At 74.6% G+C, this 24,178-nt stretch carries 21 protein-coding genes and 1 tRNA gene; 14 read left to right on the forward strand and 8 right to left on the reverse strand.

Annotated features, from left to right (window positions below):
• Window positions 1-107: 107 nt before the first annotated feature.
• Window positions 108-749 carry a SpoIIE family protein phosphatase gene (locus BM158_RS11440; RefSeq protein ID WP_165628897.1) on the reverse strand — a complete coding sequence of 214 codons (642 nt, stop codon included), beginning with the start codon at window positions 747-749 and terminating at the stop codon, window positions 108-110.
• Between BM158_RS11440 and BM158_RS11445 the strand changes: the two genes are divergently transcribed.
• The gene (locus tag BM158_RS11445) at window positions 714-908 is read left to right on the forward strand and encodes a hypothetical protein (protein ID WP_191328683.1); all 195 of its coding nucleotides are present in this window, start codon (window positions 714-716) and stop codon (window positions 906-908) included. The two genes, BM158_RS11440 and BM158_RS11445, sit on opposite strands and share 36 nt — an antisense overlap.
• 157 nt (window positions 909-1,065) lie before the next feature.
• On the opposite strand, the gene BM158_RS11450 is transcribed toward BM158_RS11445, so the two are convergent.
• A tRNA-Ser gene (locus BM158_RS11450) sits at window positions 1,066-1,152 on the reverse strand.
• A gap of 92 nt (window positions 1,153-1,244) precedes the next feature.
• Between BM158_RS11450 and BM158_RS11455 the strand changes: the two genes are divergently transcribed.
• Entirely contained in the window at window positions 1,245-2,375 is a 1,131-nt protein-coding gene (locus BM158_RS11455) for a glycosyltransferase family 4 protein (protein WP_091558151.1), read from the forward strand.
• 117 nt (window positions 2,376-2,492) lie between these two features.
• On the opposite strand, the gene BM158_RS11460 is transcribed toward BM158_RS11455, so the two are convergent.
• The 4 genes from BM158_RS11460 to BM158_RS11475 all read right to left on the reverse strand — a co-directional run bounded on the left by BM158_RS11460 (window position 2,493) and on the right by BM158_RS11475 (window position 7,845).
• Window positions 2,493-4,109 (reverse strand): fibronectin type III domain-containing protein, encoded by a 1,617-nt coding sequence (locus tag BM158_RS11460; RefSeq protein WP_165628898.1) that lies wholly within the window; start codon window positions 4,107-4,109, stop codon window positions 2,493-2,495.
• A 240-nt stretch (window positions 4,110-4,349) separates the two neighbouring features.
• Window positions 4,350-5,204: a MaoC family dehydratase gene (locus BM158_RS11465; protein ID WP_091558158.1), complete on the reverse strand. Its 855-nt coding sequence runs from the start codon at window positions 5,202-5,204 to the stop codon at window positions 4,350-4,352.
• Window positions 5,204-6,556 (reverse strand): 3-oxoacyl-ACP reductase, encoded by a 1,353-nt coding sequence (locus BM158_RS11470; RefSeq protein WP_091558161.1) that lies wholly within the window; start codon window positions 6,554-6,556, stop codon window positions 5,204-5,206. The genes BM158_RS11465 and BM158_RS11470 overlap by 1 nt, the downstream gene beginning before the upstream one ends.
• Before the next feature lie 14 nt (window positions 6,557-6,570).
• Window positions 6,571-7,845 (reverse strand): acetyl-CoA C-acetyltransferase, encoded by a 1,275-nt coding sequence (locus tag BM158_RS11475; protein WP_091558164.1) that lies wholly within the window; start codon window positions 7,843-7,845, stop codon window positions 6,571-6,573.
• Window positions 7,846-7,909: 64 nt separating this feature from the next.
• Here BM158_RS11475 and BM158_RS11480 point away from each other — a divergent pair, with 64 nt between their 5' ends.
• The 5 genes from BM158_RS11480 to BM158_RS11500 all read left to right on the forward strand — a co-directional run bounded on the left by BM158_RS11480 (window position 7,910) and on the right by BM158_RS11500 (window position 14,888).
• A complete protein-coding gene (locus tag BM158_RS11480) occupies window positions 7,910-8,614 on the forward strand; it encodes a TetR family transcriptional regulator (protein ID WP_091558167.1) in 705 nt (234 codons plus the stop codon).
• Window positions 8,611-10,665 carry an acyl-CoA dehydrogenase family protein gene (locus tag BM158_RS11485; protein WP_091558170.1) on the forward strand — a complete coding sequence of 685 codons (2,055 nt, stop codon included), beginning with the start codon at window positions 8,611-8,613 and terminating at the stop codon, window positions 10,663-10,665. The genes BM158_RS11480 and BM158_RS11485 overlap by 4 nt, the downstream gene beginning before the upstream one ends.
• Before the next feature lie 25 nt (window positions 10,666-10,690).
• Window positions 10,691-11,374, forward strand: a complete 684-nt coding sequence (locus BM158_RS11490; RefSeq protein ID WP_091558173.1) for a trimeric intracellular cation channel family protein — start codon at window positions 10,691-10,693, stop codon at window positions 11,372-11,374.
• Window positions 11,375-11,438: 64 nt separating this feature from the next.
• A complete protein-coding gene (locus BM158_RS11495) occupies window positions 11,439-13,760 on the forward strand; it encodes a putative bifunctional diguanylate cyclase/phosphodiesterase (protein ID WP_091558176.1) in 2,322 nt (773 codons plus the stop codon).
• A 39-nt stretch (window positions 13,761-13,799) separates the two neighbouring features.
• Entirely contained in the window at window positions 13,800-14,888 is a 1,089-nt protein-coding gene (locus BM158_RS11500; protein WP_165628899.1) for an EAL domain-containing protein, read from the forward strand.
• Window position 14,889: 1 nt separating this feature from the next.
• Here the strand turns inward: BM158_RS11500 and BM158_RS11505 are convergent, their stop codons facing one another.
• The gene (locus BM158_RS11505) at window positions 14,890-15,810 is read right to left on the reverse strand and encodes an aldo/keto reductase (protein ID WP_091558184.1); all 921 of its coding nucleotides are present in this window, start codon (window positions 15,808-15,810) and stop codon (window positions 14,890-14,892) included.
• A gap of 214 nt (window positions 15,811-16,024) precedes the next feature.
• Between BM158_RS11505 and BM158_RS11510 the strand changes: the two genes are divergently transcribed.
• From BM158_RS11510 to BM158_RS11540, 7 genes are all read left to right on the forward strand, one after another.
• The gene (locus BM158_RS11510; protein WP_191328681.1) at window positions 16,025-16,312 is read left to right on the forward strand and encodes an HU family DNA-binding protein; all 288 of its coding nucleotides are present in this window, start codon (window positions 16,025-16,027) and stop codon (window positions 16,310-16,312) included.
• A 137-nt stretch (window positions 16,313-16,449) separates the two neighbouring features.
• A complete protein-coding gene (locus BM158_RS11515) occupies window positions 16,450-17,667 on the forward strand; it encodes a serine hydrolase domain-containing protein (protein ID WP_091558191.1) in 1,218 nt (405 codons plus the stop codon).
• The gene (locus BM158_RS11520; RefSeq protein ID WP_091558194.1) at window positions 17,664-18,587 is read left to right on the forward strand and encodes an acetamidase/formamidase family protein; all 924 of its coding nucleotides are present in this window, start codon (window positions 17,664-17,666) and stop codon (window positions 18,585-18,587) included. Before BM158_RS11515 ends, BM158_RS11520 begins: the two co-directional genes overlap by 4 nt.
• On the forward strand, window positions 18,584-19,447 hold the full coding sequence (folP, locus tag BM158_RS11525; protein ID WP_229827681.1) for a dihydropteroate synthase: 864 nt from the start codon (window positions 18,584-18,586) through the stop codon (window positions 19,445-19,447). Before BM158_RS11520 ends, folP begins: the two co-directional genes overlap by 4 nt.
• A gap of 43 nt (window positions 19,448-19,490) precedes the next feature.
• Window positions 19,491-20,861, forward strand: a complete 1,371-nt coding sequence (locus BM158_RS11530) for an NtaA/DmoA family FMN-dependent monooxygenase (RefSeq protein ID WP_091558197.1) — start codon at window positions 19,491-19,493, stop codon at window positions 20,859-20,861.
• Window positions 20,862-20,871: 10 nt separating this feature from the next.
• The gene (locus BM158_RS11535) at window positions 20,872-21,297 is read left to right on the forward strand and encodes a PaaI family thioesterase (RefSeq protein ID WP_091558878.1); all 426 of its coding nucleotides are present in this window, start codon (window positions 20,872-20,874) and stop codon (window positions 21,295-21,297) included.
• Window positions 21,298-21,356: 59 nt separating this feature from the next.
• Complete coding sequence (locus BM158_RS11540) at window positions 21,357-22,961, forward strand: 4-coumarate--CoA ligase family protein (protein ID WP_091558200.1); 1,605 nt, start codon at window positions 21,357-21,359, stop codon at window positions 22,959-22,961.
• On the opposite strand, the gene BM158_RS11545 is transcribed toward BM158_RS11540, so the two are convergent.
• Window positions 22,958-24,178, reverse strand: coding sequence for an FAD-binding domain-containing protein (locus BM158_RS11545; RefSeq protein ID WP_091558203.1), 1,221 nt, complete (start codon window positions 24,176-24,178; stop codon window positions 22,958-22,960). The genes BM158_RS11540 and BM158_RS11545 overlap by 4 nt on opposite strands.

The following is a 24,178-nucleotide window of genomic DNA, read 5'->3' on the forward strand; positions in this document are numbered from 1 at the left end:
CACTTGTCAAGGACCTCGTGCAGCGCACACGGGCGCGACGACGGCACCGTGCCGGTGTCGATCGGCACGCAGGAACGGCAGGACGGCGGGGCGGCGGTCCCCGCCGGTCAGGCCTGTTCTGCCGGTCCGTCCCTGCCCAGGACGAGGCAGGTGGCGTCGTCGGGCAGCCCCGTCGATGCCTCGCGGCGCCGCACCTCCTCGAGCAGGGCCCGCGGGACGTCCTGGGTGGTGGCGGCGGAGGCGATCAGTCGGGTGATGTCGGCGCCCGTGATGCCCCGCCCCGTGTGCACACCGGCGGCCATGACGCCGTCGCTGAGGGCCACCACCGCAGCGCCGGGTGCCAGGTCGACGGTGTGCACCGTGCGCACCCCGTGGTTGCCCAGCAACGGGCCGGGCGGGAGGTGCACCCGTTCGACGGGGGCGGCCGTACCACCGGAGGTCCACAGCCGCGGCGCCCCGGCCACGACCACGTCGACCTCGGTCGTCCTGCAGCTGGACAGCAGGAAGACCGCTCGCAGGTGGTCGACGGCGCCGGCCCGGGCCAGGACGTCGTCCACGCAGGCGACCTGGTCGAGCAGGCCGAGACCCGTCCGGCGGGCCTGCCGGACCGCAGCGATGGCCAGGGAGGTGTCGGTGGCCGGCACGTCGGCACCGGCGCACTCCACCAGGCAGGCCCACAACTGGTCACCGTCGACCGACCAGTCGAACAGGTCGTGCTGGACACCCTCGTCGTCTTCGCCGCCCTGCACGCCGGGGCCCCGTTCGGCTACGCCCACTGGCTGGCCTGGCTCTGGTACACGGTCCTGGCCAACATGGCCGGCGGCCTCCTCGTCGTCACCCTCCTCCGGCTGGTCCGCAGCAAGGACCTGATCGTCGAGGAACGAGCCGACGTGGCCGCTGGGGACTGATCCCCGACGACCGGCCTCGCGTGCAGGGGTGCCGCCCAGGAATCGACACCTGGATGGCACCGGTCCCGGACCACGTCACGGCACCGCGGGACCGTGCACGGAGGTCGGCGGTCACCCAGCCGCGGGCACACGCGGAACCCGTACGGGCACGTCGGAGCGGAGGGCGAGGGATTCGAACCCTCGAGGAGCGTGAACCCCTAGCAGTTTTCAAGACTGCCGCCATCGGCCACTAGGCGAGCCCTCCTGGCCGGTCGAGCCTAGCCCGCCGCCTGACCTGCACCCGACCGTCGTCGCGGTGTCGACCGCCCGTCACCCGCGGCCGCTGTCCTGGGCAGCATGCGCGTGGCCCTGGTCTCGGAGACGTTCACCCCTGCGGTCAACGGCGTCGTCACCTCGGTGCTGCGCGCCGCCGACCACCTGGCCCTGCGCGGGCACGAACCGGTCGTCGTGGCGCCGTCCGGCGCGGACTACGAGACCCGCTGCGGGGCGGTGGTCCCGGTGCACGCGGTGCGGTCGGTCCGGCTGCCGCGGTACCGGGAGCTTCCACTGGCCGCGCCCACCGGCGAGGTCGGCGAGCTGCTGGACGAGCTGCGCCCGGACGTCGTCCACCTCGCCTCCCCCGCCGTCCTCGGGTCGACCGCGGCGCGGGCGGCGCAGCAGCGCGGCATCCCTGCCGTCGCGGTGTTCCAGACCGACCTGGCCGCCTACGCGGGGCGCTACCGGCTGCCCGGCGGGTCGGCGACGACGTGGCGGTGGCTGCGTGCGCTGCACGACCGGACGGCGCTGACCCTGGTGCCCTCGACCCCCACGATGGCCCAGCTGCGCCGGCACGGCATCGGGCCGCTGGCGCTGTGGGCGCGGGGCGTGGACCTGGAGCAGTTCTCCCCCACCCGCCGGTCGGACGCCGTCCGCACGGCCCTGGCCCCGGACGGGGAACTGCTGGTCGGCACGGTCGCCCGGCTCGCCGTGGAGAAGCGGCTGCACCTGCTGGGGCCGCTGTCCGAGCTGCCGGGGGTGCGGCTGGTGGTGGTCGGGGACGGTCCGCAGCGGCGGGCCCTGCAGCGGGTGCTGTCGCGGGCGGTGTTCACCGGCCGGGTGGTCGGCGAGGAGCTCGGCGACCTGGTGTCCTCGCTGGACCTGCTGGTGCACCCCGGCGCGGACGAGACGTTCTGCCAAGCGGTGCAGGAGGCCCTCGCGGCGGGGGTGCCGGCGCTGGTCGCGGCGTCGGGCGGCCCGCTGGACCTGGTCCGGCACGGGGAGAACGGGTGGCTGTGGGCCGGTGACGACCCGTGGGTGCTGGCCGCGCAGGTCGAGGGCCTGCGGGACGACCGGCTGGCCCTGCGCGCGGCGGCGGGGCGGGCGCGGGCCTCGGTGGCGCACCGCACCTGGGGCCGGCTGGGCGACGAGCTGGTCGGCCACTACGAGCAGGTACTCGGCGGGGGGACGGTGCACCGGCTCGCGTCGTGATCTTGCAGAACGGCAACGCCGCCACGCCGGTGCTCGGCGCGGCGGCGTTGCGGAACTGCAAGATCAACGGCCCCGCCCCCCGGGATGGGGGACGGGGCCGCTGTCAGGCCGTACGGGTCAGGCGTCGCTGCGGCGGCGAGCCCCGACGAGCAGACCGGCACCGGTCAGCAGCACCAGGCCACCACCGACCGCGACCGGGACGGCGTCGAAGCCGGTGGTCGCGAGGGTGGCGACGCCGCCGGAGACGGTCACCGTGATGACCAGGTTCCGGACGTTGCCGTTGGCGTCCACACCGGTCGCGACCAGGTGGTGGGTGCCGTTGGCCAGGTTCGCCGGGACGGTCACCTCGACCGAGAAGGAACCGTTCTCGTCCGTGACGACGGTGCCCAGGCTGACCGGGGAGGAGAAGACCAGCAGCTCGACCGTCGAGTTCGGGGCGTAGCCCGAGCCCTGCAGGGTCAGGGTCTGGCCGGCGGTGATCTTCGAGATCGGGCCGGACGGGCCGACGATGTCACCGTTGTCCTGGGTCGGGACGGCGGTCGGCTTCACCGGGCCGGGCACGGTGACGCCCGGCCGGGTGGCGGACAGGCCCGGGCGGTCCTGCATGTCGATGGCCCGGACACCCACGGTGTAGTCGGACCCGGCGGGGGCGAAGAAGGTGCAGGTCGTCACCGACGGGTCGGTGATGGCGCACCCCTGGTCGCCGGACTGGCCGTAGCTGACACCGACGTCGTAGCCCTTGACCTGACCCGCGGGGGCGGTCCACGTGACGGTGATCCGCGACGTCGTCGTGGTGACGGAGACGTTGGTCGGGGCCGGGAGCGGCACGTAGGGGGTGACCGACTGGCTCTGGCTCGCGGCGCCCTTGAGCTCGTTGTTCGTACCACCGACCGCGCGGACGGCGACCGTGTAGGTCGTCTCGTTGGTCAGGCCGGTGATCGTGCCGGAGGTGCCGTTCTCATCGGTGACGACGGTCAGCGGCGCCCAACTGCTGCCGTTGTTCGTGGTGACTTCGTACCCGGTGATCGCAATCCCGTTGTCCGACTGGGGGGCGACGAAGCCGACCGTCGCCGAACCGTTGCCGGCGGTGACGTAGTTCAGGTAGGGCGCATCCGCGACGCAGGCCACGCCGGTGCCGCTGATGCTGGGCGCACTGGTGCTGGTCGCGGTCTGGGAGTAGGTGCCGTCGTCGGCAGAGGCGTAGTTCTGGAACCCGCTCCCGAAGCCACCGCCGTCCCCGCCGCCGTCGCCGCCGAAGGCCTCGGCGATGGAGTAGTCGCCGTACTCGTCGTCCACGACGACGATGCCCGTCATGGAGCCGCCGCCACCACCGAAGACGCCGTTGCCGTCGTCCTCACCCGCGCTGCCCGCGAAGTCGGCGTAGGTGCTCGCGCCACCGGTGCCGCCCGCGGTACCGCCGGCGCCGCCGGCCGCGCCCACGTACAGCTCCAGCACGTCACCGGGCTGGACGTCGACGTCCTCCACCTCCAGGCGGCCACCCGGGTCGCCGGGCGAGCCGTCGCTGGCGGCACCGCCGGCGCCGCCGATCGCCACGACGTCGATGGCGCAGATGCCGTCCGGGACGGTGACCGTGCCCTGAGAACCGTTGAAGGTCCAGGTCGGGGTCGGCGCCGCGGAGGCGATGCCGGTGACGCCCAGCAGGGCGGTGGACATCCCGATCGTGCTGGCGGCCGCGAGGCCCAGCGCGCGACGGGACGGGGACGTGAAGCGCATGTGCGGGGCTCCCCCGGGACTGCCCGGAGCGCCGGGCACGTGCGCGGATGTCCCGCGCACCGCCCTCATCGGCTGCCTGTCAGCTCACTGTGAACAGTCGAGTCGACCTCATACCGAAATATTTCGGCTCGTATTATCAGGAGCATCTTCCTGCACCGGAGTCCGTCCTCCTGCAGCAGCTCTGGTGCAGGAGGACGGACTTCGATCAACTCCCCTGATCATCGCTGACCAGGCGGAGGGCTAGAGGGGGCGGACGGTGGCCAGGACGTGGTCGGTGCCGGCCTTGGCGTTGCGGACGGCGAGGTCCCAGCCCCCCTCGCGCTGACCCGTGGCCAGGGTGACCGTCGACGGCAGGAACAGCGGCTTGCGGAACGCGACGTCGACGGAGAACGCCGAGGGCAGCCGGCCCGACAGCGCCGCCAGGGCCCGCGCCTTGACCCACATGCCGTGCGCGATGGCCCGCTTGAAGCCGAACGCCTTGGCGGTCAGGCCCGACAGGTGGATCGGGTTCACGTCGCCGGAGACCTTGGCGTAGCGGCGCCCGGCGTCGTCGGGCACCCGCCAGAGGGCGGCCTGCGCGACGTCCCCGATCTCCAGGTCCGGAACGTCGGGCACCGAGGCCACCGGCGCGGAGGCCCCCCGCGCCAGGTAGGTCGACCGGCCCCGCCACACCTCGTCCCCGCGCGAGCGCACCGACGCGACCAGGTCGACGGTCGCACCGCTGCGGTGCGGGGCGAACCGGTCGGCCCAGACCTCGAGGTCCAGCTTCTCGGTCACCGAGATCGGCCGGACGACGTCCACCCGGTTGCGCACGTGCACCAGACCGGGCAGGGCCAGCGGGAAGGACCGGTCGGCCATCAGCGCGACCTGCAGCGGGAAGGTCAGCCCGTGCGGGAACGTGGCGGGGAGGGTGTCGCCGAAGCGGAACCGGCAGACCTCCGCGTAGTCGGCCACCTGCGCCGGGTCGACCGCCACGGCCACCCGGGTCAGGTGGGTGTCGGGCAGCGCCCCGCCGCGGCCGCGCGCGGTCAGCGCGGCCTTGGCGAACAGCTGCCCCATCGACGGGGCCGAGGACAGGACGACGGGCGTGCCCATCAGGCCCCCAGCAGGTTCTGGCCGCACACCCGCAGCACCTGGCCGTTGACCCCGGCGCTGGCCGGCTGGGCCAGCCAGGCGATGGCCTCGGCGACGTCCACCGGCAGACCACCCTGCTGCAGCGAGTTCAGCCGGGCACCGACCTCGCGGGTGCCGAAGGGCATCTTGGCGGTCATCTCGGTGACGATGAACCCGGGCGCGACGGCGTTGATGGTCGCCCCGCGGGAGGCGAACTTCGCCGCCCACGAGCGCACCATGCCGATGACGCCGGCCTTGGACGCCGAGTAGTTGGTCTGCCCGCGGTTGCCGGCGATGCCCGACTGCGAGCTGACCGCGACCACCCGCGCGCCGTCCTTCAGCGCGCCAGGAGCGTCGAGCAGGGCCTGGGTCATGTCCAGCTGGGCCTGCAGGTTCACCGCGAGCACCGAGTTCCAGCGCGCGGCGTCCATGTTGACCAGCAGCTTGTCCCGGGTGATGCCGGCGTTGTGCACCACCACGTCGACCCCGCCGTGCCGCTCCACCACGTGCTCCACCAGCCGCGCCGCGGCGTCGGGGGCCGTGATGTCCAGCTGCAGCGCCGTCCCGCCGATGCGGTTGGCCACCTCGGCCAGCGCCTGGCCGGCGGCCGGGACGTCGACGGCGACCACGTGGGCGCCGTCCCGCCCGAGCACCTCGGCGATCGAGGCACCGATGCCCCGGGCCGCACCGGTGACGACGGCGACCTTGCCGGCCAGCGGGGTGGCCCCGCCGTCCGCGCTGGGCACGTCGGCGGCGCTGAGCGTGACCGTCTGGCCGTCGACGTAGGCCGACCGGCCGGACAGGAAGAACCGCAGCGGCCCCGGCACGGACGCCTCGGCGCCGCTCGGCACGTAGACCAGGTTGGCGGTCGCCCCGGCCCGCAGCTCCTTGGCCAGCGACCGGACCAGCCCGTCCAGGGCCTGCCGGGCCGCGGCCAGCGCGGGCGAGGGCGCCTCGCCGGGCACCTCCCCGAGGACGACGACCCGGCCGTTGGTGCCCAGCCGCTTCACCGCGGGCGCGAGGAAGTCGTGCGCGGCGGCCAGGTCGGCCGGGGTGGTCACGCCGGTGGCGTCCAGGACGACGGCGGCCACCTTCGTGCCGCGCTCCCCGTCGGCGGTGACCGGGGACAGCACGGTGACGCCGTCCTCCTTGAGCACCGACTCGACCTCGGCGCGCAGCCGGCCGTCGCCGGCCGAGCCGACCAGGGCCGGGCCGTCGAGCAGCGGCTGCCCGGGGGTGTAGCGGCGCAGCCGCACCGGCCGGGGCAGGCCGAACTGCTTGGTGATGGTGGACCCGATGCCGGAGTTGGCGAAGTCGCGGTACCAGTCGCTCATGGCGGTGTCCCTTCTCAGCTCTCGAGGATGGCGACGACGCCCTGGCCGCCGGCCGCGCAGATGGAGATCAGCCCGCGCTTCCCGGGCCCGGCCTCGTGCAGCATCTTGGCCAGCGAGGCGACGATCCGGCCGCCGGTCGCGGCGAACGGGTGCCCGGCGGCCAGCGACGAGCCGTTGACGTTGAGCTTGGACCGGTCGATGGGGCCCAGGGGGGCGTCCAGGCCCAGCTTCTCCTTGCAGAAGCCCGGGTCCTCCCACGCCTTCATCGTCGAGAGCACCGTGGAGGCGAAGGCCTCGTGGATCTCGTAGAGGTCGAAGTCCTGCAGGGTGAGCCCGTTGCGGGCCAGCATCACCGGCATCGCGTAGGCCGGGGCCATGAGCAGGCCCTCGCCCCCGTGCACGTAGTCCACGGCGGCGGTCTGCGCGTCGACCAGGTGCGCCCAGACCGGCAGCTTGTGCTCGGCCGCCCACTCGTCGCTGGCCAGCAGGACGGCGGAGGCCCCGTCGGTGAGCGGGGTGGAGTTCGCCGCGGTCATCGTGGCGCCCTCGCCCTTGCCGAAGACCGGCTTCAGGGTGGAGAGCTTCTCGACGGTGGAGTCCGGGCGCAGGTTGTCGTCACGGGTCAGGCCGAGGAACGGGGTGACCAGGTCGTCGAAGAACCCGCGGTCGTAGGCGGCGGCCAGGTGGTGGTGGCTGGCCACGGCCAGCTCGTCCTGCGCCTCGCGGCTGATCTCCCACTCCTTCGCGGTGATCGCGGCGTGCTCGCCCATCGACAGGCCGGTGCGCGGCTCGACGTTGCGCGGCTGGTCGGGCACCAGCTGACCGGGGCGGATGCGCGAGAGCAGCTTGAGGCGGTCCGGCAGGGTCTTGGCGGCGTTGGCCGCGATGAGCACCTTGCGCAGGTCGTCGTTGACCGCGAGCGGGGCGTCGGAGGTGGTGTCGGTGCCGCCTGCGATGCCGGACTCGATCTGCCCGAGGGCGATCTTGTTGGCCACCAGGACGGCGGCCTCCAGGCCGGTGCCGCAGGCCTGCTGCACGTCGTAGGCCGGGGTGGCCGGGGACAGCTGGGAGCCCAGGACCGCCTCGCGGGTGAGGTTGAAGTCGCGGGCGTGCTTGAGGACCGCGCCGGCCACCACCTCGCCGACCTGCTCGCCGGCCAGGCCGTGCCGGGCCACCAGGCCGTCGATGGTCGCGGTGAGCATGTCCTGGTTGCTCGCGCGGGCGTACTTCTTGTTGGACCGGGCGAACGGGATGCGGTTCCCGCCGACGATCGCAGCCTTGCGGGTCATGGGGCCCTCCGGGTGTCACGAGGTCGCGTTGTCGGTACCGACGGTATCAGGTACCGTCGTTCACATGAAATCGACGGCGGTGACACCGCCCACTCCGGCCGGCACCGTCCCGCGGCGCCGCGACCGGCGCGACTCGAGGTGGGACGACCACCGGCGCGCCCGGCGCGAGCAGCTCGTCGCCGCCACCGTCGCCGCGGTCGGCGAGCACGGCCCGGGCGTCGGCATGGAGGACATCGCCGCCGCCGCCGGCACCAGCAAGACCGTGGTCTACCGGCACTTCGCCGACCGCGGGGAGCTGCACCTGGCGGTCTGCGCGCAGGTCGCCGAGCAGCTGCTGGACGCGCTGCGCCAGGCGATGACCAGCACCGACCGGCCCCGGCACATGGTCGCCGCGGCCATCGACACCTACCTGGCCTTCATCGAGGCCGACCCCGAGCTCTACCGGTTCGTGGTGCACCCGCCGGTCGACCGCGACCCGTCCGCCGACCCCATCGCCGGGCTGTCCGAGCTCGTCGGCGCCCAGGCCACCGCACTGGTGGCCCTGGCCCTGGAGCAGGCCGGCCGGCCCACCGCGGCCGCCGAGCCCTGGGGCCACGGCCTGGTCGGCCTGGTGCGCTCGGCCGCCGACCGGTGGCTGGGCTCGTCCGACCCCATGCCCCGCGCGGAGCTCACCGCGCACCTGACCGACCTGGCCTGGGCCGGCCTGTCCGGCGTCGTCCAGCCACGCACCCCGCAGACCCCGCACGCCACCACGGAGGGACCCCGATGACCAGCACGCAGCAGCACCTGACCCCGGTCGACCCGGCCCGCCTCACCGAGGTGCTCGACGGCCGCTGGGCGCACGTGCGCCGCGACGCCCGCGACCAGCTCGGCGAGCAGAAGTACGCCCCGGTGTACGGCGAGACCGGCGCCGAGGCCCGCGAGCGGATCACCGGCCTGCTCAAGGACCTCGCGGCCACCGGTCGCACCCGGCTGGGCTTCCCGAAGGCCTACGGCGGCGAGGACGACGCCGGCGCCTCGGTCACCTCGATCGAGATGCTCGCGTTCGGCGACCTGTCGCTGATGGTCAAGGCCGGCGTGCAGTGGGGCCTGTTCGGCGGCGCGGTGCAGCTGCTGGGCACCGAGCGGCACCACGAGGCCTACCTGCAGAAGATCATCGACGCCGACCTGCTCGGCTGCTTCGCGATGACCGAGACCGGCCACGGCTCGGACGTCCAGCAGCTGCGCACCACGTGCACCTACGACCCGGCGACGCAGACCTTCGACCTGCACACCCCGCACGAGTCGGCCCGCAAGGACTACATCGGCAACGCGGCCAAGGACGGCCGGATGGCCGTGGTGTTCGCGCAGCTGGTCACCCAGGGGCAGCGGCACGGTGTGCACGCCTGGCTGGTGCCCATCCGCGACGAGGCGGGCAACCCGCTGCCGGGCGTCACCATCGGCGACGACGGCCCCAAGGCCGGCCTCAACGGCGTGGACAACGGCCGGCTGTCCTTCGACCACGTGACCGTGCCCCACGACATGCTGCTGGACCGCTACGGCCAGGTCGCCGAGGACGGCGCCTACACCTCCTCCATCGAGAACGAGACCCGCCGCTTCTTCACCATGCTCGGCACCCTGGTGCGCGGGCGGGTCAGCGTGGGCGGCTCGGCCGGCTCGGCCACCAAGCTGGCCCTGCAGATCGCCACCCGCTACGGCGACCAGCGCCGCCAGTTCGCCGCCCCGGGCGAGGACCGCGAGATCGTGATCAACGACTACCTGGTGCACCAGCGCAAGCTGCTGCCGGCGCTGGCCAAGAGCTACGCGCTGCACTTCGCGCAGGAGGAGCTCACCTCCACCATGCACGACGTCCAGGGTGCCGACGACGTCGACGAGGCCGCGCAGCGCGAGCTCGAGTCCCGCGCCGCCGGGCTCAAGGCCGCCAACACCTGGCACGCCACGCAGACCATCCAGATGGCGCGCGAGGCCTGCGGCGGCGCGGGCTACCTGGCGGAGAACCGGCTGCCGGCCCTCAAGGCCGACACCGACGTGTTCACCACCTTCGAGGGCGACAACACCGTCCTGCTGCAGCTGGTCGCCAAGGGCCTGCTCACCGGGTACCAGGACTCCTTCGGGTCGCTGGACAGCTGGGGCAAGGCGCAGTTCGTCGCCGACCTGGTCAAGGAGACGGTGCTGGAGCGCACCGCCGCCCGCGGCCTCATCGCCCGGCTGGTGGACGCCGTCCCCGGCCGCGACGAGGAGGTCTCCCTCCTGGACCGCGGCTGGCAGCTGAGGATGTTCGAGGACCGCGAGAAGCACACCCTCGAGGGCGCGGCGAACCGGCTGCGCAAGGGCGCCTCGAACAAGGACAACAAGCTCTTCGACGTGTTCAACGACGTGCAGGACCACGTGCTGCGGACGGCGACCACGCACATCGACCGCGTGGTGCTGGAGGCGTTCGTGGCCGCGGTGGACCGCACCGCCGACCCGGCCGCCAAGGCGCTGCTGGCCAAGCTCTGCGACCTGTACGCGCTGACCACCATCGAGGCCGACCGCGGCTGGTTCCTCGAGCACGGCCGGCTCACCCCGGCCCGCTCCAAGGCCGTGACCAGCGCGGTGAACGGGCTGCTCAAGGAGCTGCGCCCGTACATGTCCACGCTGGTCGACGGCTTCGCCATCCCCGACGCGTGGGTGCAGGCGCGGATCGTGTCGGAGGAGGGCCCCCGACAGGAGGTCATGGCCGCCGAGGACGCCCGGGTGCGCGCCGCGCACGGGGAGGGGTCGGCCGTCGACACCCCCGACGCCACCGCCGTCGACCTGGAGATGGCACCGGCGCAGTGATCGCGGGCGCAGCGACAATGGCGGGGTGAGCGCCACCGCCGACGTCCTGCGCATCCCGGTGGCGGTGGACCTCGCCGCCGTCGTGGTCGGAGCCCTCACGGGCGGCCTGCTGGCCGCCCGTGAGGGCTTCGCGCTGTCCGGGGTGCTGCTGCTCGCGGTCACCGGCGGCCTGGGGGGCGGGCTCATCCGCGACGCGTTGATGGGCGTGCCGGCGGTGGCCCTCACCAACCCGGCCTACCTGCCGACGGTGGGCATCGCCGCGATGGTCACCTTCTTCTTCGCCGGCTGGCTCAACCGCACCACCGGCCTGCTCACCGGGCTGGACGCGCTGACCCTGGGCTTCTTCACCGTCATCGGCGCGCAGAAGGCGCAGACCGCCGGGCTGCCGGTGGCCAGCGTGGTCTTCCTGGGCGTGGCGACGGCGGTCGGCGGCGCGGTCATCCGGGACGTGCTGCTGGCCCAGCGCGCCGACATCGTGCAGCCGGGCCCCTACAACGCCGTCGCCGCGCTCATCGGCGCCTCGCTGCTGGCCGTGCTGTCCGGGCCGCTGGACCTGCCGCTGCTCCCGGTCGCCGCCGCCACCATCGCCCTGGTGGCCGGGCTGCGCCTGCTGTCGGTGCGGCGCGGCTGGTCGGCACCGGTGGCGATCGACCTGCCGTTGCGCGCCCGTTCCCGCTGGTCGGCCCGCCGACGTCGCCCGGAGGGGTGAGCCGGGGTCAAGTCCGGCGGGGTGCTGCCGAACCATCCAGCACTGCCGACCCGGAGGGAGCGCCGTGCTGGACCCGCACGTCCCCGCGCCCCCGCGCGCCCGCTCCCGGCGGGGCCCCGGACCCCTCGCGCTCGCCCTCGTCCTCGCCGTGCTGCTCGGCTTCCAGGCCGCCTCCACCTTCGGCGACGCGGCCTTCGTCGACGTCTACGTCTCCAACCTGCTGCAGTTCGGCGCCGGGGTGACCGCGGCCGTGGCCTGCGCCGTCCGGGCCCGCACGCTCACCGGCCGGACCCGCTGGTCGTGGACCTGCCTGTCCGCCGGCACCGCCGCCTGGGCCGCCGGCCAGGGCTGGTGGTGCTGGGTGCAGGTCGTCGAGGGCGGCGAGGCACCCTTCCCCTCGGTCGCCGACGTCGGCTTCGTCGCCTTCCCGCTGCTGGCCGGCGCCGCGCTGCTGCTGACCCCCACCGGCGACGGCTCCACAGCCCGCTGGCGACGGGCGCTGGACGCCGCGATGACCTCCGCCGCGGTCGGCCTGGTCAGCTGGGAGACCACGCTGGGCACCGTCGTGGCGATGAACGCCGGCAACGACCCGCTGGTCGCCGGGCTGCTGGTGGGCTACCCCGTGCTCGACGTCCTGCTCATCGTGCTCGGCACGCTGACCGTCGCCCGGGCCACGGTCGCCCGGTTCCCCCAGGTGCTGGTCACCCTCGGCCTGGTCTCCTTCGCCGTCTCCGACAGCGCGTTCGCCTACGTCGCCGCCGAGGGCGACTACGACGGCAACCTGCTCGACCTGGGCTGGATCGCCGGATTCCTGCTGGTGGCGCTGGCCGCGCTCTGCCCGCCCGGCGACGCCGCGCCCGCCCGCAGCCGCCGCCGCGACGACCGCGGCGGGTCGGACCTGCTGCTCTACGTGCCGGTCGCCATCGCCTTCGCCGTCACCACCGTGCTGGCCTTCGGCGGCCGGCGGCTGGACGGCTGGGAGCTGCTCACCGCCGGCGTCGTCGTCGCCCTGCTGCTGGCCCGGCAGTGGTTGGCGCTGCGCGACAACGCCCGCCTGGCCGCCGAGCTCGCCGCCCGCGAGGCCGAGCTGCGCCACCAGGCCTTCCACGACGCGCTCACCGGGCTGGCCAACCGCGCGCTGTTCCTCGACCGGCTCGACCACGCGCTCAAGCTGCACGCCCGCGACCTGCGCCCGGTGGCGCTGGTCTTCCTCGACCTCGACGACTTCAAGGTCGTCAACGACACCCTCGGCCACGCCGTCGGCGACGAGCTGCTGGTCCGGGTCGCCGAGCGGATGCGCGGCGCCGTCCGGGCCGGGGACACCGTCGCCCGCCTCGGCGGCGACGAGTTCGCCGTCCTGCTCGAGGACGGCGGCGACCCGGTGCTGACCGCGGCCAAGGTGGCCGGTGCGCTCGGGACGCCGTTCACCCTGCGCGGGGACGTCGTCGACGTGCGGGCCAGCGTCGGGATCTGCGAGCTGTCCGCCGACGACGCGCCGCTGGCCGCCGACGAGCTGCTGGCCCGCTCCGACACCGCCATGTACGCGGCCAAGCGCTCGGGCAAGGACACCATCGTCTCCTGGAGCGCGGGCATGAGCCTGGCCGAGCTCGAGGACGAGGAGCTGCGGTCGGCGCTGCGCACCGCCGTCGAGGACCGCCGGGTCCGGCTCGCCTTCCAGCCCATCGTGGAGCTGACGACCGGGCGGCTGTCCGGCCTGGAGGCGCTGGCCCGGTGGCGCCACGAGGGCCGCGACGTCCCGCCGGACGTGTTCATCCCCCTCGCCGAGCGCGCCGGGCTGATGGGGGCACTCACCGCCGACCTGCTCGAGGAGGCCTGCACGCGGCTCGCCGGCTGGAGCGCCGGCCGGGACGACCTGCTCACCGTGCACGTCAACGTGGCACCCAGCCAGCTGGTCGCCCCCGGTTTCGTCACCACGGTGGCCGACCTGGTCCGCCGGCACGGGCTGCGGCCGGGCGCGCTGGTCCTGGAGATCACCGAGTCGGGCATCTTCGCCGACCTGGACGCCGCCCGGGCCGCCGTCGTGGAGCTGCGCCGGCTGGGCGTCGGTGTCTCCCTGGACGACTTCGGGGTGGGCTACTCCTCGCTGGCCCAGCTCAACGCGATGCCGCTGGACTCGGTCAAGATCGACCGCTCCTTCCTCGCCGCGGTGGACAGCGACCCGCGGCAGGCCCGCTTCCTGCACGCGGTGCTGCGGCTGGCCGAGGAGATCGGCCTGCCCGTGGTGGCCGAGGGCGTGGAGCGGCCGGCCCAGCTGCACCTGCTGCGCGCCCTGGGCTGCCTGCACGCGCAGGGCTACCTGCTCGGGCGGCCGGTCGAGGTGGACGCGGTGCCCCCGCTGCTGGACGGGATCGCCATCCCCGCCTGATCTCCCCCCGTGGGGGGACGAACGGTCCAGGACCGTCCGGTGCCGGTCGATCAGACCAGCGTGACCGACCTGTACGAGCCGACCGCCCGCACCGACTGCCGTCCGCTGCTGGCCGACCCCGACGACCTCACCGTCGTGCACTCCCCCGTGGTCGACCTGGCCGACGGCTCGGTGACCGGCTGGACGGCGGCCGCCCGCTTCCCCGGCACCGCCACCCCCGACGTCTGGTTCGCCGCCGCGCACGACGCCGGCCTGGCCGCGCCCCTGCAGGCCCTGCTGCTGCAGACCGCGCTGGCCCGCCGCCCCGCCGCCGGCCGGCTGCACGTCCCGGTCGACCCGTGGCTGCTGGGCGCGCCGGTCGTGCACACCGCCCTGTCCGTCCCGCTGACCGGGGTCGTCCTCGAGCTCGCCGACGCCAACGTCGACGACGAGGCCGCCCTGCTGCGGCGCTGCACCGTGCTGCGCGAGCGGGGCGCCGCCCTCGCCGTCCCCGCTGCCCTGCTGCACCGGCTGCCGCAGCTGCCGGCCGACGTCGTCCTGCTGCCCGCGCCGCTGGTCGCCGGGCTGGCCGGGGACACCCGGCGCACCGCGGTGGCCACCGGCGTGCTGGCCTACGCCGCAGCGGCCGGGGCGACCGTGCTGGCCGACGGCGTGGAGACCGACGCCGAGCTGCACGGCCTGCTCGACGCCGGCGTGCACGCCGCCCGCGGCTGGCTGGTCGGCCCGCCGGCCGACGGCTACGGCCCGGCCGCGCCCCGCGTGGTCCGCGCGCTGGGCACCCGCGCACAGCGGGCCGGCGGCGACACCACGGTCCGCGGCCTGCTGCGCCCGGTGCGCACCTGGTCCCCCGGCCGGGACGACCGCCAGCTCACCCCGCCGGTGCTGGTCCTCGACGACGCCGGCCGACCGGCCACCCTCTCCCTGGTGGACGCCCGCACCGGCGCCTGGTTCGAGGCCCCGGCCGCGCTGGTGCTCGACGTGGGCACCCCGGTCACCGAGGCCCTGCACCGGGCGCTGGCCCGCCGTCCCGCCGTCCGGTTCGACCCGGTGCCCTGCACCGACGCCGCCGGCGCGGTCGTCGGCCTGGTCCGGGTGGAGGACCTGGCCGGCGCCGCCGCCGCCCGGTAGGTCAGGCCGAGGCGTCGTCCAGCGCGGCGCGCTCGTCGTCGGTGAGGCGCAGGTCCAGCATCGGCAGCAGGTCGGCCAGCTGCTCGACCGAGCGGCCACTGGCGATCGGCGCGACCACGGTCGGCCGGTCGGCCAGCCAGCGCAGCGCGACCGCCGACCCGGTGGTGCCGTGCGCGTCGGCGACCTGCGCCAGCGCGGCGAGCACCCGGTCGCCCTTCTCGCCAACGTAGGCGGAGGCGCCCTTCGCGCGCGGGGAGTCGATGGTCTCCCCGGCCCGGTACTTGCCGGTCAGGAAGCCCTTGGCCAGCGAGAAGTAGGGCAGCGTGCCCAGCCCGCGGTCGGCGACGACGTCGCGCAGCTCGTCCTCGTAGACCGGGCGCTCCATCAGGTTGTAGTGCGGCTGCAGCGCGACGTAGGGCGCCAGGCCCTTCTCCTGCTGGATGTCGAGGGCCTCGGTGAGCCGCTGCGCCGAGTAGTTGGACGCCGCGACGTGGCGCACCTTGCCGGCCTGCACCAGCTCGTCGAAGGCGGTGAGCGTCTCCTCCAGCGGCGTGGTCTGGTCGTCGTAGTGGGCGTAGTAGAGGTCGATGTGGTCGGTCTGCAGGTTGCGCAGCGACCGCTCGGCGGCGTCGCGGATCTCCGGGGCCGACAGCGGGTGCTCCTTCTCCCCCGGGGAGGCCTTGGTGGCCACCACCACCCGGTCGCGCCCGCGCTCGGCCATCCAGCGGCCCAGGATCTGCTCCGACAGGCCGTTGCCGTACATCTCGGCGGTGTCCACGAACGGCGTCTGCGTGCTGGGCACGGCGTCGACGAAGCGGTCCAGCAGCGCCCAGGAGGTGGACTCGTCGGCGGTCCAGCCGAACACGTTGCCGCCGAAGCAGAGGTCGCTGACGGTCAGGTCGGTCCCGGGGAGTCGTGGCATGGACCAACCATAAGGAGACCGCGCGGGTGCCGCAGAGGGTCGCCTGGGTCGGTTGGGACGTGAAAAGCCCGCCAATCCGGGCATCTGACTGGCCAGACCGCGCCGTGGCATGGCAACGTGCCTGCCGTCCCCGGCCGACGACCCCGTCGTCCGGCCCGCCCGCACCGGGGTGGACACCCCGACCGGGCCTTGCAGACCACCGAGAGGAACCACCGTGAACAAGGCCGAACTCGTCTCCGCCATCTCCAAGCGCGCCGACGTGCCCGCCGCCACCGTCGACTCCGTCATCGCCGCCATGGGCGAGGAGTTCGTGGACGCCCTCACCCGCGGCGACAAGATCGCCATCTCCGGCCTGCTGACCCTGGAGCGCTCCTCGCGCTCGGCGCGCACCGGCCGCAACCCGCAGACCGGCGAGACCATCGAGATCGCCGCCTCGAACACCGCGAAGCTGACCGCCGGCTCCAACCTGAAGAAGGCCGCCGCCGCCGTCCCGGTGAAGTGACGCCTCCGCTGCGCCTGCGCAGCGTTGATCAGGTCCCCTGATCGAACTCCGTCCCCCTGCACGAGATCTGGTGCAGGGGGACGGACTTCTGTGGGGGAGGAACCCGGGCTGTCGGACCCGCGGTGCAGGATGCGGGTGTGCTCACCGTCGAGACCGACCCCGCCTCCGTAGGACTGGACGCCGCCCGGCTGGCGCGGCTGGACGCCCGGCTAGCCCGCTGGGTCGACGAGGGCCGGCTGCCCGGCTTCCTGGTCACCGTGGCCCGGCACGGGGCGCTCGCCCACGTCGGCAGCTACGGCTCCCGCGACGTCGGGGCCGGGCTCCCGGTCACCCCCGACACGATCTGGCGCATCTACTCGATGACCAAGCCGATCACCTCCGTCGCGGCGATGAGCCTGTACGAGGAGGGCGCCTTCGAGCTGACCGACCCGATCAGCCGCTGGCTGCCGGAGTTCGCCGAGCCGCGGGTCTACGTCGCCGGCCCCGCCGCCAAGCCGGTCACCGTGCCCGCCACCGAACCAATCCGCATCTGGCACCTGCTCACCCACACCTCGGGCCTGACCTACGGCTTCCACCACGTGCACCCGGTCGACGCCGCCTACCGGGCCGCCGGCCACGAGTGGGGCACCCCGCCGGGGGCGGACTCCGCCGAGGTCAGCCGGCAGTGGGCCGCGCTGCCGCTGGTCTTCCAGCCCGGCAGCGAGTGGAACTACGGCGTGTCCACCGACGTGCTGGGCCGGCTGGTCGAGGTGGTCGCCGGCAAGCCGCTGGACGAGGTGTTCGCCGAGCGCGTGTTCGGCCCCCTCGGCATGACCGAGACCTCTTTCGGCCTGCGCCCCGGCGACGACCCCGCCCGGCTGGCCCGCCTCTACGCCCCGGGCCTGGTCCCGCTCGAGGCCTTCGAGCCCGCCGCGAAGCAGAAGCCGGCGTTCCTGTCCGGCGGCGGCGGGCTCGTCTCCACCGCCGGGGACTACCTGCGCTTCGTCGAGATGCTCCGCGCCGGCGGCACCGCGCCCGACGGCACCCGGGTGCTGGGCTCCCGGACGATCGCGCACATGGTCCGCAACCACATCCCGGGCGGTGCGGACCTGGAGACCTACGGCCGGCCGCTGTTCGCCGAGACGCCGCTGCGCGGGGTCGGCTTCGGCCTGGGCTTCTCGATGGTCCTGGACCCGGCCCGCTACGGCACGGTCTCCTCGGTGGGCGACTACTCGTGGGGCGGGGCGGCGTCCACGGCGTTCTACGTGGACCCGGTCGAGGACCTGACCGTCACCTTCTACACGCAGCTGCTGCCCTCGAGCACCCTGCCCATCCGCGGCTACCTGCGCTCGCTGGTGCACCAGGCGATCGAGTGAGGCTCGACCCCGGGCCGGGCACGCTGCACGGCTGGTTCGACCCCGGCCTGCGCCCGGCGGTGACCGTCGACCCGGGCACCACCCTCACCGTGGGGTGCCTGGACCCGGGGTGGTCCACCGGCCCGTTCGACGGCGGCGACCTCGCCGCCCGGCCGCGGCACCCGTCCTGGGAGCCGGGCACCGGGCACGCGCTGACCGGCCCGGTCGCCGTCCGGGGCGCCCGGCCGGGGCAGGTCCTCGCCGTCCGGGTGGACGACGTCGTCCCCGGCGCCTTCGGGACGACGTACTGCGGGCTGCGGGACACCCCGCTCAACCGCCGGCTGGGCGTGCTGGAGGACCCGGTGGTGCTGCGCTGGACGATCGCCGACGGCGTGGCCACCACCCAGCACGGCCACCGGGTCGCCACCACCCCGTTCCTCGGGGTGGTGGGCGTGCCCCCGGCCGAGCCGGGCCGGCACTCCACCGTCCCGCCCCGCTGGCACGGCGGGAACCTGGACTGCCGGGAGCTGGTCGCGGGGTCGGTGCTGTACCTGCCGGTCACCGTGCCCGGTGCGCTGCTGTCGGTCGGCGACGGGCACGCCGCGCAGGGCGACGGCGAGGTCAGCGGGACGGCGATCGAGTGCCCCGTCGAGGCCACGCTGACCGTCGACCTGCTCGACGACCTGCACGGCCTGCAGCTGCGCACCCCGGTCGCGCGCACCCCGGCCGGGTGGGTGGCGATGGGCGTGGCCGACGACCTGGACACCGCGACCGGCCACGCCCTGGACGCCGTGCTGGACCTCATGGGCGCACTGCACGGGGTGAGCCGGTCGGAGGCGCTGGCGCTGGCCTCGGTGCTGGTCGACCTGCGGGTGACCCAGGTGGTCAACCAGGTCGTCGGCGTGCACGCCCTGCTGCCCGTGGCACGGTTGCTGGCGTGACCCTGCGGATCGGCTCCCTCGACGTCCCCGACGGCGGGCTGGTGGTGATGGCCATCGTCAACCGGACGCCGGACTCCTTCTTCGACCGGGGCGCGACCTACGAGCTGCAGGCCGCCGTCGAGCGGGTCGACGGCGTCGTCGCCGAGGGCGCGGACATGGTCGACGTCGGCGGGGTCAAGGCCGCACCCGGCGAGGTGGTGACCCCGGCCGAGGAGATCCGCCGCACCGTCGACCTGGTCGCCGCCATCCGGGCCGCGCACCCCGCGCTGCCGATCTCGATCGACACCTGGCGCGCCGAGGTGGCCCGCGAGGTGCTGGCCGCCGGCGCCGACGTGGTCAACGACGCCTGGGGCGGGGTCGAGCCCGAGCTCGCCGAGGTGGCCGCCGAGGCGGGCGCCGGGATCGTCTGCACGCACGCCGGCGGGCTGCCGCCGCGGACCCGACCGCACCGGGTCGGCTACCCCGACGTGGTCGCCGACATCGTGGCCCGCACGACGGACCTCGCGGAGAAGGCGGTGGCCGCCGGGGTGGACCGGGACCGGGTGCTGGTCGACCCCGGGCACGACTTCGGCAAGAACACCCGGCACTCCCTGGAGGCCACCCGGCGGATCGGCGAGCTGGTCGCCACCGGCTGGCCGGTGCTCATGGCGCTGAGCAACAAGGACTTCGTCGGCGAGACCCTCGGCGTCCCGCTGGAGGACCGCCTCACCGGCACCCTCGCCGCGACCGCGGTCAGCGCGTGGCTGGGCGCCCGGGTGTTCCGCGCGCACGACGTCGCGGCCACCCGGCAGACCCTCGACATGGTCGCGAGCATCCGCGGCGACCGGCCTCCGCTGCGGACGGTCCGCGGCCTGGCCTGAGGGACGACCACGTCCGTAATGCGGCGCACCTAGCCTCCGCGCCGTGACCCGCGACCTGGTGCTGGGCGTCTTCGAGATGCTCTACCCGAACAACGCCCACCCGACCTGGCGGCACCCGCACGCCCGCGCCGACCGGTACACCGACCTCGACCACTGGCTGGGCCTGGCCAGGCTGCTGGACGACGCGGGCTTGGAGTTCCTGTTCTTCGCCGACAGCTACGGCTACGCCACCGACGCCCGGGGTGACCTGCTCGACGTCGGCGCCCGGCACGGCGTCCAGTTCGGCCAGCTGGACCCGATGATGATCGTCACCGCGCTGACCGCGGCCACCCGCGACCTGGGCATCGTGGTCACCTCGCAGACCACCGTCGAGGCGCCCTACGCCTCAGCCCGCCGGTTCGCCACGCTGGACCACCTGACCCGCGGCCGCATCGGCTGGAACATGGTCACCGGCGCCAGCCCGAACTCCATCGCCCGCACCTTCGGCCAGCAGGTGCTGCCCGACCACGCGGCCCGCTACGACATCGCCGACGAGTTCGCCGAGATCTGCTACCAGCTGTGGGAGGGCTCCTGGGCCGACGACGCCCTCCGCAACGACGTCGCCGGCGACGTGTGGGCCGACCCGGCACGCATCCGCCCGGTCGAGCACCGCGGGGCGCACCGCACCTCCACCGGCGTGTTCGTGGTGCCGCCGTCCCCGCAGCGGACGCCCACGCTGTTCCAGGCCGGCACCTCGGCCCGGGGCCGGGACTTCGCGGCGCTGCACGCCGAGGTGGTCTTCCTGCAGGGCACCTCGACCGCCTCCTGCGCCGAGCACGTCGCCGACCTGCGCCGCCGCGCCGAGGGGCACGGCCGCACCGACGGGCTGCGGGTGGTCACCGGGGTCAGCGTCGTCGTCGACCCGGACGCCGGCCGGGCCGCCGACCTGCGCGCCGAGCTCGACGCGCAGTTCCGCCCCGAGGACGCCGCCGCGCTCTACCTGGCCAACACCGGCATCGACCTGCTGGCCCTGGACCCCGACCTGCCCATCTCCACCCAGTCGACCGAGCAGGGCCGCACCGCCCTGGAACGGTTCACCCGCACCGGCGAGCCGACCGTGGCCGAGGTGCTGGAGAAGTTCCGGGCGCACGGCCTGCGCGGGTTCCAGGTGACCGGCGACCCGGCGTCGGTCGGCGAGCAGCTCGCGGCGGTCGTCGAGGCGACCGGCGTGGACGGGTTCATGTTCGAGCCGACGTTCGGCGACCACAGCGCGTTCGTCGACGTCGTCGAGCACGTGCTGCCCGAGCTGGAGCGCCGCGGCCTGCGCACCCCCGGACGGCGGAGGACGGGCACCCTGCGCGAGCGGATGGGCGGCGAGGGACCGCGCCTGCCGGCCAGCCACCCGGCAGCCGCCCACCGGTGGCCCCGGACCTAGGGTGCGCGGCATGGCCGCCACCGGGTTCCACACCGCCGACGAGCTCAACGACCTGCTGCCGGGGACCCTGCCGGGCCTGGTCGGCGTCGTCGTCGACACGCACGAGGTCGGCCGGCTGACCAGCCACCTCGACGTGCGGCCGGAGGTGCTGGCGCCCAACGGCTACCTGCACGCCGCGACGGTGGTGGCGCTGGCGGACACCTCGTGCGGGCTGGCCACCCGCGCGCTGCTGCCCGAGGGCTCGACCGGGTTCACCACGATCGAGCTGAAGAGCAACTTCCTCGGCACCGCGCGCGAGGGCCGGATCGAGTGCGTGGCCACGAACGTGCACGCCGGTCGCACCACCCAGGTCTGGGACGCCGTGGTCACGAACCCGGGGACCGGCAGGACCACCGCGCTGTTCCGCTGCACCCAGCAGGTGCTCTGGCCCCGGTGACGCGGCTCACCGGGCGGGTGTGAGACTGGCGTCACCCCCACCCCGAGGAGGAGCCCGCCGTGGTGCTCGCCAGCCGTTTCCCCGACGTCGAGATCCCCGACCTGCCCGTGCCGAGCTACGTGCTCGCCGCCTCGCGCGAGCTCGGTGAGGCCCCGGCGCTGGTCGACGGCCTGTCCGGCGAGACGATCAGCCACGGTCAGCTGGTCGGGTACGTCGACCGGTTCGCCGCCGCGCTGCACGCCCGCGGCCTGGGCAAGGGCGACGTCGTCGCGGTCTTCTCCCCCAACACCATCTGGTACCCGGTCGTCTTCCACGGCATCGCCGCCGCCGGCTGCGTGATGAGCCCGGTCAACTCGCTCTACACGCCCGACGAGATCGCCTTCCAGCTCAAGGACGCCGGGGCCAAGCTGCTGGTCACCGTCTCGCCGTTCCTGGACCGCGCCCGGCCGGCCATGGAGGCCGCCGGCATCACCGACCTCGTCGTCCTCGACGGCGCCGAGGGGGCCGACAGCCTGCGCGACCTGCTCACCTCCGGCGCCCCGTCGGTCTCCCCGGACGTCGACCCGGCCACCGACCTGGTCACGCTGCCCTACTCCAGCGGCACCACCGGCCTGCCCAAGGGCGTCATGCTCACCCACCGCAACCTGGTGGCCAACGTCGCGCAGACCCGCCCGCTCATCGACCTGGCCCCGGGGGGCGAGCGGATCATCGCCGTCCTGCCGTTCTTCCACATCTACGGCCTGACCGTGCTGATGAACCAGGGCCTGCAGTGGGGCGGCGCGGTGATCACCCTGCCCCGCTTCGACCTCGAGCAGTTCCTGCGGGCCATCCAGGACCACCGGGTGACCCGGGCGTTCGTCGCCCCGCCCATCCTGCTGGCGCTGGCCAAGCACCCCTTGGTCGAGCAGTTCGACCTGTCCAGCCTGCGGTCGATCACCTCGGGTGCCGCGCCGCTGGACGAGTCGCTGGCGCTGGCCGTCGAGCAGCGCCTGCGCGGGCTGGCCGGCGCCGGCGAGGACGGCGTCACGGTCGCGCAGGGCTACGGCATGACCGAGCTCTCCCCGGTCAGCCACACCACGCCCGACCGCGGCACCGGCCCGGCCGGCGACCCCGACGTCCCCAAGGGCACGGTGGGCTACGCCATCCCGGGCACCGAGTGCCGGCTGGTCGACCCGGCCACCGGCGAGGACGCCGCCGAGGGCCAGAGCGGGGAGCTGTGGGTGCGCGGGCCGCAGGTGATGGCCGGCTACCTGAACAACGAGCAGGCCACCCGCGACACCCTGGACGGCGAGGGCTGGCTGCACACCGGCGACGTCGCGGTGGTCGACGACCTGGGCCGCTACACCGTGGTCGACCGGGTCAAGGAGCTGATCAAGTACAAGGGCTACCAGGTGGCGCCCGCCGAGCTCGAGGCCGTGCTCATCGCCCACCCGGGCATCGCCGACGCCGCGGTCATCGGGGTCAAGGACGAGGAGTCGGGCGAGGAGCTGCCCAAGGCCTTCCTGGTGCGGGCGCCCGGGTCGGGGATCACCGAGGACGAGGTGATGGCCTACATGGCCGAGAAGGTCGCGCCGCACAAGAAGATCCGCATCGTGGAGTTCATCGAGACGGTGCCCAAGAGCGCGGCCGGCAAGATCCTCCGCAAGGAGCTCCGCTCCCGCTAGCGGCGGGGCAGCCCCTTCCGCCAGGCGCTGAAGCTGGACACCGGCCCGGCCCCCGGGCGGCGCAGCCAGGGCCACGGGTGCAGCTCCACCGGCTGCACCGCCGCGGCCCGGCGGCCGAACCCGGGCACCGGGGCGTGGGTCACCGCCGGGGCCCGGCCGGCGAGCACGTCGGCCGGGTCGCCCAGGTACAGCTCGACCTCCCGGTCCTCCGCCAGCTCGGCGAGGGTCTCGACCAGGAAGACCAGCCGCTTGGAGGCCAGCCGCAGCCGGGCCAGCAGCGGCTCGTCCAGCACGAACACCACCGGCAGGCCGGGGTGGGCGGCCAGCGCGGGGTCCGACGTCCCCAGGGACTCCGCGGTCAGCCAGACCGCCTCGGGCTCCCCGGTGGACTCCACCTCGACCGGGCCGGCGGTGGTGCCGGGCGAGGGGTCGGCGGCCAGCAGCGGCTCGCGGTCGAGCCAGCGGGTCGGCTGGTCCTCGGGCCAGTCCTCGATCGGGCAGTCCGCGGCCAGCGGGCACCGTTCGCACAGCCCCGGTGCCCGCTTGCGCACCTGCCAGCGGGAGAAGCCGTAGGCCTTGCCGTTGCCGGCCCCGACCGTCCACTGCCAGCCCACCCGGTTGGCCGCGCGCGAGCCGTCGAGCAGCCGGGCGTACAGCTCGTCCTCGCCCTCGGCCCAGTCGTGCCCGGCCCGCACGGTCCACTGGGAGGACACCCACATGCGGGTCTGGTTGACCAGCCAGCCGTCGCGGTCGAGCTCGCCGAGCACGGTGTCCAGGCAGGCCATGTCCCGCGGCCACGGCTCCTGCCAGCGGGCGTGCGCGCGGGCCGGCTCGGCCCGCAGCGCCGACCGGGTACGGGCGCCCAGCCGGGCGTAGAGGTGCCGGCTGTACTCCTGCCACATCAGCTCGTCGCGGTACTTGGTGCGGTCGCGGGTGGGGGCGTCGGCGACGGCGTCCCACACCTCGGGCAGCTGCAGCAGCCCGTGCCGGACGTAGGGGCTGATCGCACTGGCCCCTCGGCGCGACGGAGGCAGCACCTGGTTGCGCCGGCCGGCGTACCCGGTGACGTCGAGGGCGGCCAGCGCCGCGTCGGCGGCGGCCTGCCCGCCGCGGAACCGCTCCGAGGGACGGACGGCGTCGTCGCGGTGCAGGTGGCCCAGGTGCTCCCCCACCCAGGCGGGGACGGCGTCGACGGCGGGCACGGGCAGCTGGGGCAC

The sequence above is a fragment of the Klenkia taihuensis genome (assembly GCF_900112525.1).
Taxonomy (GTDB): Bacteria; Actinomycetota; Actinomycetes; order Mycobacteriales; family Geodermatophilaceae; genus Klenkia; species Klenkia taihuensis.